Source organism: Janibacter endophyticus (assembly GCF_016888335.1).
Classification (GTDB): domain Bacteria; phylum Actinomycetota; class Actinomycetes; order Actinomycetales; family Dermatophilaceae; genus Marihabitans; species Marihabitans endophyticum.
In genome coordinates this window covers 2581937-2590834 of the sequence record NZ_JAFEJG010000004.1, presented here as the reverse complement: position 1 = coordinate 2590834, position 8898 = coordinate 2581937, and the positions used below count along the sequence as shown (strand labels likewise).

Annotated in this window: 7 protein-coding genes; 6 read left to right on the top strand and 1 reads right to left on the bottom strand. The window is 74.1% G+C overall.

Annotation, left to right across the window (positions count from 1 at the left end; translation table 11 throughout):
• On the top strand, window positions 1-814 hold an 814-nt coding region (locus tag JNO54_RS12430; RefSeq protein WP_204144175.1), incomplete at its 5' end, for a peptidoglycan-binding domain-containing protein.
• A 24-nt stretch (window positions 815-838) separates the two neighbouring features.
• Here the strand turns inward: JNO54_RS12430 and JNO54_RS12425 are convergent.
• Window positions 839-1567: a TIGR03089 family protein gene (locus JNO54_RS12425; protein WP_204144174.1), complete on the bottom strand. Its 729-nt coding sequence runs from the start codon at window positions 1565-1567 to the stop codon at window positions 839-841.
• Between the two features lie 89 nt (window positions 1568-1656).
• Here JNO54_RS12425 and JNO54_RS12420 point away from each other — a divergent pair, with 89 nt between their 5' ends.
• The 5 genes from JNO54_RS12420 (at window position 1657) to JNO54_RS12400 (ending at window position 8898) form a co-directional block, all read left to right on the top strand.
• Window positions 1657-3774 carry a hypothetical protein gene (locus tag JNO54_RS12420; RefSeq protein ID WP_204144173.1) on the top strand — a complete coding sequence of 706 codons (2118 nt, stop codon included), beginning with the start codon at window positions 1657-1659 and terminating at the stop codon, window positions 3772-3774.
• A gap of 205 nt (window positions 3775-3979) precedes the next feature.
• Entirely contained in the window at window positions 3980-5068 is a 1089-nt protein-coding gene (locus tag JNO54_RS12415) for a glycosyltransferase family 2 protein (RefSeq protein ID WP_233703241.1), read from the top strand.
• 5 nt (window positions 5069-5073) lie between these two features.
• Entirely contained in the window at window positions 5074-7017 is a 1944-nt protein-coding gene (locus JNO54_RS12410; RefSeq protein WP_204144172.1) for a glycosyltransferase family 4 protein, read from the top strand.
• Window positions 7014-8006, top strand: a complete 993-nt coding sequence (locus JNO54_RS12405; RefSeq protein WP_204144171.1) for a lysylphosphatidylglycerol synthase domain-containing protein — start codon at window positions 7014-7016, stop codon at window positions 8004-8006. The genes JNO54_RS12410 and JNO54_RS12405 overlap by 4 nt, the downstream gene beginning before the upstream one ends.
• Window positions 7999-8898, top strand: coding sequence for a class I SAM-dependent methyltransferase (locus tag JNO54_RS12400; RefSeq protein WP_204144170.1), 900 nt, complete (start codon window positions 7999-8001; stop codon window positions 8896-8898). The genes JNO54_RS12405 and JNO54_RS12400 overlap by 8 nt, the downstream gene beginning before the upstream one ends.

Below are 8898 nucleotides of genomic sequence, written 5' to 3'. Positions count from 1 at the left end.
CCAGAAGTCCAAGACGCTCAAGGTCGACGGGATCGTCACGAGCAACGTGTGGCGGGCGCTCGCGGGTCTGTCGTACACGAAGACGGGGACGACGACCACGACGACGTCGAACCTGTTCACGCAGCACGGCACGACGACGCTGAAGGTGGGTTCGCGGGGCACTGCGGTGACGGCGCTGCAGAAGGCGTTGAAGGTCACCGCGGACGGGGTCTTCGGTCCGCAGACGGAGTCGGCGGTCAAGGCATACCAGAAGTCCAAGACGCTCAAGGTCGACGGGATCGTCACGAGCAACGTGTGGCGGGCGCTCGCGGGTCTGTCGTACACGAAGACGGGGACGACGACCACGAGCGGGACGACGACCACGACCACGACGACCGCGCTGTCGCGCTACAAGTCCACGGTGCTCGCGCTGGGTGCCCGTGGCGAGGCGGTCAAGGCGCTGCAGCGCGCCCTCGGCGGGCTCGCCGTGGACGGCGTCTTCGGGTCTCAGACCGAGCGGTCGGTCAAGGCCTTCCAGACGCGGAGCAGCCTGCGCGCCACCGGGATCGTCGACGGCAAGACCTGGGATGCCCTCGAGGCCAAGGCCAACCCCTTCCTCGCCTACCGGTCGACCGTGCTGCGTGTGGGCTCGCGTGGCGCGGCCGTCACCGTGCTCCAGCGGGCGCTCGCCATCCCCGCGGACGGGGTCTACGGATCGCAGACGGAGGGTGCCGTGAGGGCCTTCCAGAAGCGCTCGAGCCTCACCCAGACGGGGATCGTCACGACCGTGACGTGGGACGCCCTCGCGCGTCAGATCCAGGCCCGCGCAGCCTGACCCGCAGACGAAGGGGTGGGCCGCTCACAGCGAGCGGTCCACCCCTTCGTCGTGTGCACGGCGGGACCGGACGTCCGGGTCGGTGGCTCCGCCGACGTGCAGGACGACCGAGCCGGCCCCCGACCACGCGGCGACGACGGCGAGGAGGAGGTCGAGGGTCGTCGTCGGGGCGATATCGACCCGCGCCCCGTGAGGCACGTCGGGCCAGCGCCGCAGGGCTGCCGTGACGAGGTCGCCGTAGGTCAGCGTGGCGCCCTCGGCGACGAGCGCGGCGTCGGAGGGAGCGGCCGCGTCCCACGGGTCGAGGTGGTCGCCGAAGCTCGCGAGCTCGGCCGCCTCGTCGATGACTCCCACCGGCAGGGTCGCGTCCGCGCTGCGGGCGAGGGAGGCGCGGGTGAGGTAGACGACGACCTCGGCGTCCCGGGCCGGGAGGGTGTCGGTGACGAGGACGTCGAGGTCGTCCTCCGGGTCGAGGGACAGGGTCGCCCCGACGGTCCAGGTCGCGAGCGCCCAGCACAGCGCCCGCCAGTGGGGGAGGACGTGGAGGCCGACGCGGCTGCCGGGCGCGATGTCCCACTCTTCCTGGAGCGCGTTGCCGGCCTTGGCGACCCACTTCTCGAGCACCCGGGCGGAGAGCTCGATCCGCTCGCCCGCGGTCGGCCCGGGCAGGTCGTCGTAGCAGGTGACCCGCGGGCGGGCGGGGTCGTCGGCGAGCAGGGTGGCGAGGAGGTCTGCGGGCGTGGGGTCCGGCACGGTGGCTCCAGGAGGGGCGAAGGGGTGGTGGCCCCACCGTGCCATGGCGACCGCCGGGGCGTCCGTCGGGGCGGGATACCGTGTCGCGCGTGACCGAAGCACGCCCGGAGACGGCAGTCCTCACCCGCGTCGTTCTCGTCGTGGCCGGCTGGCTCGTCGCGCTCGGTTTCCTCGGGGCGGTCGTCGCCTACGTCGGTGCCTGGACCCCCGTCGTGGCGATCGTCGTCGCCGTCGTCGCGCTGGCGCTCGCGGTGCGGGCGACGCGCGGTCTGCCCGCCGTCTCCCTCGGGCGGGCCCCGGCTGCGCTGCTCGTCCTGGCCGTCATCGCGGTGAGCGTGTGGACCGGCGTGACCCGCAGCGAGCAGGTCCTGCCGCGCCGCGACTCGGCGAGCTACTTCCAGGCGACCGTCGAGCTGTCGGAGGAATCGCGGCGGCCTGTGCCCGTCGACCCAGCCGACGTCGGCGGTCCGGAGTCGCTCGAGGTGCGTGGCCTGACCCTGGAGTCCCCGGCCTTCTACGGGATCGGGTCGTCGGAGGCGCCGTCGGTGCAGCCGCAGTTCATGCCCGGCCCGGCGATCACCTACTCGCTGCCGTACCGGCTCGGCGGCGCGCAGGCGGCGATGTGGGCGCCCGCGGTGCTGGCCGGTGCCGCGCTGCTCGGCCTGGGCCTGCTCGTCGCGACCACCGTGCGCGGGCGCGTCGGCGCCTGGCTCGCGACCCCCGCCGTGCTCCTCGTCGGGGCCTGCTTCCCGTGGCTCCACACCTCGCGCAGCACGTACTCCGAGCCGTTGGCCGCGGTCACCCTCACGGGTGGTCTGCTGGCGCTGGCGCTCGCGACCGAGGTGGGCGAGGGGCGTCGACGCGGTGCCGATGGGGCTCCCCGGCGTGGCGGCGACCTCGCGCTGGCGGCCCGCACCGCTCTCGTCGCCGGCGTGCTCGTCGGCGGGACGAGCATCGTGCGCATCGATGCGCTGCGCGAGACGATGCTGCTCGTCCCGGTCGCGGCGCTCCTGCTGGCCCGCGGGCGCACATGGGCCCGGTCGTTGGTCGCCGGCTCCGTCGCCGCGACCCTCCTCGGCTTCGCCGTGGCGGGGGTGATGAGCTGGCGCTACCTCGGCGACATCGGGGGCTCGCTCGTCCCGCTCCTCGGTCTCGTCGTGCTCATGGGCCTGGCCTGCTGGGCCCTGCTGCGCCGTTCCGCGGCCGGGTGGTCCCTCCCGGCAGGGCTGACGCGGGCACTCCCGACGGCCCTGCCCGCGCTCGTCGTCGTCGTCGGCGTGGTCCTCGCCCTGCGTCCCCTCTTCATGACCGTCCGGCAGGACCCCAAGGACCCGGGGGCGATGTACGTGGCCCGCATGCAGGCCGCGCAGGGGCTGCCCATCGACGGGGGACGCACCTACGCGGAGCACTCGGTCGAGTGGCTCTCCTGGTGGGTGGGCGTCCTGCCGCTCGTCGTCGCGCTGCTCGCGCTGGCGGTCCTCGCGCGTCGGCTGGGTCATGTCTGGGCGAAGGGGGAGGAGGTCACCGTGCCGTCGTGGACCGGGCCGCTCCTCGTCGCGACCGGGTCGAGCCTGCTCACCCTGTGGCGTCCGGGCATCACACCGGACCACCCGTGGGCCGACCGGCGTCTGCTCGTCGTCCTCCCGCTCGTCCTGCTCCTCGTCGTCGCCGCGGCAGCGTGGCTGGTGCGTGCGCGGACCGGCCGGCGAGTCGTCGACCTCGCCGCCCCGGTCGCGGCGGTCGCGGTCCTCGCTGTCACCGTCGCCGGGGTCGCCTCGGCCACCTGGCCGCACCGCTCCGAGCGGATCGAGCAGGGGCAGCTCGCCGCCGTCGACACCTACTGCGACGCGGTCCACGAGCGTGGCGGCACCGTCGTCCTCGCCCTCGACGACTGGGCGGTCAACCAATGGGTCCAGCCGAGCCGCGGCCACTGCGACGTGGCGGCGCTGGCCACCCAGGGCCTGCTCCGCGACGACCCGCGAGCGCTCGCGGAGGCTGTCACCGCCCTCGACACCCGCGTCCGGGAGCGCGGGGGGCAGCTCGTCCTCGTCGCCTCCCGAGGGGCCGAGACGATGACCGACCTCGGCTACCCCGAGCCCGACCTCGCCGTCGACGTCACCCTCGAGGAGGACATGCGGATCCTCACCGAGCGGCCCGACGGCACCACCGCGCTGCCCGTCCAGGTCTGGCTCGGCACGGTGCGCTGACCATCCCCTCGCACGAGCCAAGGCTCCTGCGCTGACCATCCCCTCGCACGAGCCAAGGCTGCTGCTGGCCGCCCCCTCGCAAGAGCCAAGGCTCCTGCTGACCGCCCCCTCGCACGAGCCAAGGCTCCTGCGCTGACCGGCCCCTCGCCTCGGCGCCGCGGCGATGCGGTGCCTTCATGCCACGGGCGATACCCTCGCAAGCGAGATGAGCGAGCACACCGAGGGCGTCGAGACGCCGAGCGACCAGCCGATGTCCGACCCCACCGTGGTCGTCCCCCCGCCGGACGGCACCGCCCGACCCGACGGCGAGCACGTCGTGACCCCCGCCGTCGCCGGTCACCCGGGGCGCCGCAACCCGGTCATCGAGCACGTCGGGGTCGGCGAGCCGGTGCAGCGGGGCGCCGACGACCCGCTCGTGACGATCGTCCTGCCCTGCTTCAACGAGGGCGAGCACGTCATGCTCGAGATCGAGCGGATCAGCCGGGTCATGGACGCGAGCGGGTTCTCCTACGAGCTGCTGTGCATCGACGACGCCTCGACGGACAACACCCTCGAGGTGCTGAGCAACGCCGCGCAGGACTACCCGGCGATCCGCATCCTCGCCTTCCGCCGCAACGGCGGCTCCGGCACCGCCCGCCGGATCGGCACCCAGCAGGCCCGCGGCGAGCTCGTCGTGTGGACCGATGCCGACATGACCTACGAGAACGAGCGGATCCCCGAGCTCGTCCAGGTGCTGCTCGACGACCCGACCTACGACCAGGTCGTCGGGGCCCGGACCACCGAGGAGGGCACCCACAAGTGGGCGCGCGTCCCCGCGAAGTGGGTCATCCGCAAGATCGCCGAGTGGCTGAGCAGGCAGCGCATCCCCGACCTCAACTCCGGGCTGCGCGCCTTCCGCCGCTCCGTCGCCCTGCCCTACCTCCGGCTGCTGCCCCCCGGCTTCTCCTGCGTCACGACGATCACGCTGGCCTTCCTCATGAACCAGCACGACATCCGGTACGTCGAGACCCAGTACTTCAAGCGGGCCGGCACCTCGAAGTTCAAGTTCTTCAAGGACGCCTACCGCTACATCCTCCAGGTGCTCCGGATGGTCATGTACTTCGACCCGCTGCGGGTGCTCATGCCGCCGGCGCTCTGGCTCGTGCTCATCGGGACGGTGAAGTTCGTCGTCGACATGGTGCGCCACCCCTTCTACGTGCCGGCCGGCACGATCCTGCTGCTCGTGAGCGGCATCCTCATCGGCTCGCTCGCACTCATGGCCGACCTCCTCGTCCGGTCCCGCGACGCGGTCTAGCCGGCATGGCTCACGCGCAGCCGGACCCCGCGGCCGGTCTCCTCGGAGACACCGGGCTGCGGGTGGCCGTCGTCGGTCCGACCCACCCGTACAAGGGGGGCGTCGCCAGCCACACGACGACGCTCGCGCACGAGCTGAGCGCGGCCGGTCACGACGTCCGGCTCGTCTCGTGGAGGCACCTCTACCCGAGCTTCCTCTACCCGGGTGAGCAGTCCGTCCCCGCCGGGGGAGAGCCCGACGTCGAGCCCTTCGCCCGCACCGAGCGGACGTTGTCGTGGGCGCGGCCGGACACCCTCGTGCGGGCCGGGCGCGCGCTGCGTGACGTCGACGTCATCGTCGTCGTCCACGTCATCCCCCCGGTGGTGCCGCTGCACCTGCTGCTCCTGCGCGCCGCCGGCGCCGGGCGCACCTCGAGCACCGGGCGGGGCCCGCGCAGCGTCGTCATCTGCCACAACGTCCTCCCGCACGAGCCTCACCCCGGCGACTCCACGCTCATGCGCTCGATGTTCCGCCGGGCCGACGCCGTCGTCGTCCACTCCGCCGACCAGGCCCGGCTGGCCCGCGAGCACGACGCCCCGCACGTCGTCGTCTCCGAGCTGCCGCCGCACCTGCCCGGGGGGGAGCCCGTCGAGCGCCCCGAGCACGACGGCCCCGCCCGGATCCTCGCCCTCGGGCTCGTCCGTGGCTACAAGGGCATCGACATCCTCATGCGCGCCATGACCCGGGTCCCCGACGTCACCCTCACCGTCGCGGGGGAGATGTGGGGCGAGGCCGGCACGACCATCCGCGAGCTCGCCAAGGACAGCCGGCTCGCCGGCCGGGTCGACATCCACGGAGGCTACGTCCCCTCCGAGCGGATCGCGCCCCTCCTCGCCCAGCACGACGTCCTCGCCCTGACCTACCGCAGCGCCACCGCGTCGCAGAACGTCCTCCTCGCGCACCAGCACGGCCTGCCCGTCCTGGCCTCGCGGGTGGGCACCTTCGGCGAGCAGGTGCGCGACGGGGTCGACGGCCTCCTCGTGCCCCCCGGCGACGAGGACGCCATCGTCGCCGCGCTCGAGCACCTCGCCGACCCGGCCGAGGTCGCCCAGCTCCAGGCCGGTGTCCGGCCACCCGACCTCGCGGGGCCGTGGGCCCGCTACGTCGGCACCCTCGAGGCCGTCGCCGCCCACGGCGCCGTCGCCATCCCCGACGACGACGCCGACGCCGGCCCCGCCGAGCCGGCCCCGGGGCGCGTCGCCGCCACCCTCGGCGCGGCCCGCGACCTCGCCCGCTCGGTGGTGCGTCGCACCGAGCCCCGTGTCGACCTCGCCGCCGGCGACCTCCCGGGCTGGGTCCGACCGACCGACGTCCTCGGCATCGACGACGAGGCGACCGCGGCGCGCGACCTCGCCCGGACCCTCGGGCTGCCCGGACGCGCCGACCGGACCGCCGGATGGGCCGCGCTCGGCGCCCTCGTCTCCCTCGGCGACGACGCCGCCCGCAGGGCCACCGTCCTCGACTTCTCCGGGCCGGGATCCCCCTTCGCCCGGTGGGCCCGCAGCCTCGGCTACGCACCCGTCGAGATCGAGCTCTCCGGCGGTCGCTCACCGATCGACATCATCGACGTCGACACCGCCAGCCTCGACGTCATGACCGCGCTGCACCCCGGCGGCGCGACCGGCGAGGACATCGACGAGCTCATGACCCACGCGGCCTGGGCGCTGCGGGCCAAGGGCCTGCTCATCGTCAGCCTCGCCGTCGGCGGCTCGGGCGACGGGGCGGTGAGCCCGGCCGACCTGCGCGGGGTCCTCGCGCGCGCCGACAACGCCGGCCTCTCGCTCGTCGGTGACCTCGACGGTGACATCACCGCGCGGCTGCGTCGCGCCGCCGACGTCGCCGCGGCGTCCGAGGGGCGCGACCCCGCCGACGCCTTCGCCGTCGTCCGGCTGACCCTGCGGCGGCGATGACGACGTCCGCGCCCAGACCTGCGACCGCGCCCCCCTCGACCCGCAAGCGTGTCGTCGACGCCGTCCGGATCGGGTTCCTCGTCCTCGTGCTCGCCGCGGTGGGCTACGCGCTGGTGCGCAACTGGTCCGACGTGTCCGTGTCCTTCCGGCGCATCGGGCCCGGCTCCCTCGCGCTGGGTCTCCTCCTCGCCCTCGTCTCTCCGGTGCTCTCCATGCTCGGTTGGCGGGTGCTCCTCACGGACCTCGGGTCGCGGCTCCACCTCGCCCCGGCCTCCGGGGTCTTCTTCGTCGGTCAGCTCGGCAAGTACCTCCCCGGCTCGGTGTGGTCCGTGGTCGCGCAGGCCGACATGGCCCGCACCCTCGGCGTGCCCCGCCGTCGCACCGCCGTCGTCGGGCTCATCACGATCGCCCTCTCGGCGCTGTGCGGCATGGTCGCGGGGCTGCCGGCGCTGCCCGCCCTCGTGACCCGGGGCGAGGCGCAGCTGCCCTGGTGGTTCCTCGCCCTCGTCATCGGGGGTCTGCTCGTCGGGCTCTGGCCGCCGGTGCTCAACCGGGCGATCGCCACCCTCTTCCGTCTGCTGCGCCGCGAGCCCCTCGAGCACGATCTCTCCACGCCGGCCGTCGCGCTGTCGACGATGTGGTTCACGCTGTCCTGGCTCGCCGGTGGCGCCTCGATCTGGGTCATGGCGACCTCACTGGCGCGCGAGGGAGCCGATGCCCGTCACCTCGCGGTGGTGAGCATCTGCGGGTACCTGCTCGCCGCCGGGATCGGCATGTTCTCCTTCGTCGTCCCCGCCGGGGTCGGGGTCCGTGACGGGGTCCTCGTCCTCCTCCTCGCGACGTCCATGCCGCTCGCCGCCGCGACCGCCGTCGTCGTCGTGGCACGCTTCTACAGCGTCATCGCCGACGTGGCCTGGGCCGGCATCGGCTGGCTCTGGGCGCGCACCCACCACCTCCTGCCGGACCGTAAGGTTGAGCCTCATGTCTGACCCCACTCCCTCCGAGCCCGCGGCGCTCCCCCCTTCGTCCTCGACGGCGGGGCCGGCCGGCCAGGTGGCCGCGCCCCCCGGAGGGCGCCTCCTCGCGATCGCCAAGCGCGGTGCCGAGCACGCCCTGTGGGGCCGCGTCGCCGGCCAGCGCCGGGTCGAGGCCCGCACGGGACTCGGCGGCGGACGCCCCGCCCCGGTGTCGGTGCCGCCCACCGCGGTCCTCAAGGACAAGGCGACCTGGGAGCGGGCCACCGCCGAGGCCCGGAGCCTGCGGCTGCCGCTGCACCGCGACCTGCCGAAGAACTGGGACGCGCTCGGCGCCGTCGGCGCGATCCTCGACCTCGTCGACGACGGCACCCGCTCGGCCCGGGTCATGGACGCCGGCTCGGCCCGCTACTCGTCCGTCCTGCCGTGGCTGCGGCTCTACGGCTTCGGCGCGCGCCCCGAGTCGCTCATCGGGATCAACCTCGAGTTCGGCGACGTCGTGCGCCGCGACGGCGTGACCTTCCGCTACGGCGACGTCACCGCGACCGGCCTCGACGACGGCGCGCTCGACGCGATCACCTGCATGTCCGTCATCGAGCACGGCGTGCCGATCGAGGGGTTCGTCGCCGAGTCGGCCCGCGTGCTGCGCCCGGGCGGCGTGCTCGTCGTGTCCACCGACTACGACCAGAGCCCGCCCGACACGACGGGCAAGCACATCTACGGCGCGCAGGTGCACATCTTCTCTCCCGCGGAGATCCGTGACCTCGTCGCACTGGCCGAGCGGCACGGGCTCGAGCTCGTCGGCGAGCTCGACGACGCGGCGCTGGCCCACCCCGAGCGGCCCGTCCACTGGACCCGGGTCGACCTCGACTACACCTTCATCCTGCTGACCTTCCGCAAGCGCTGA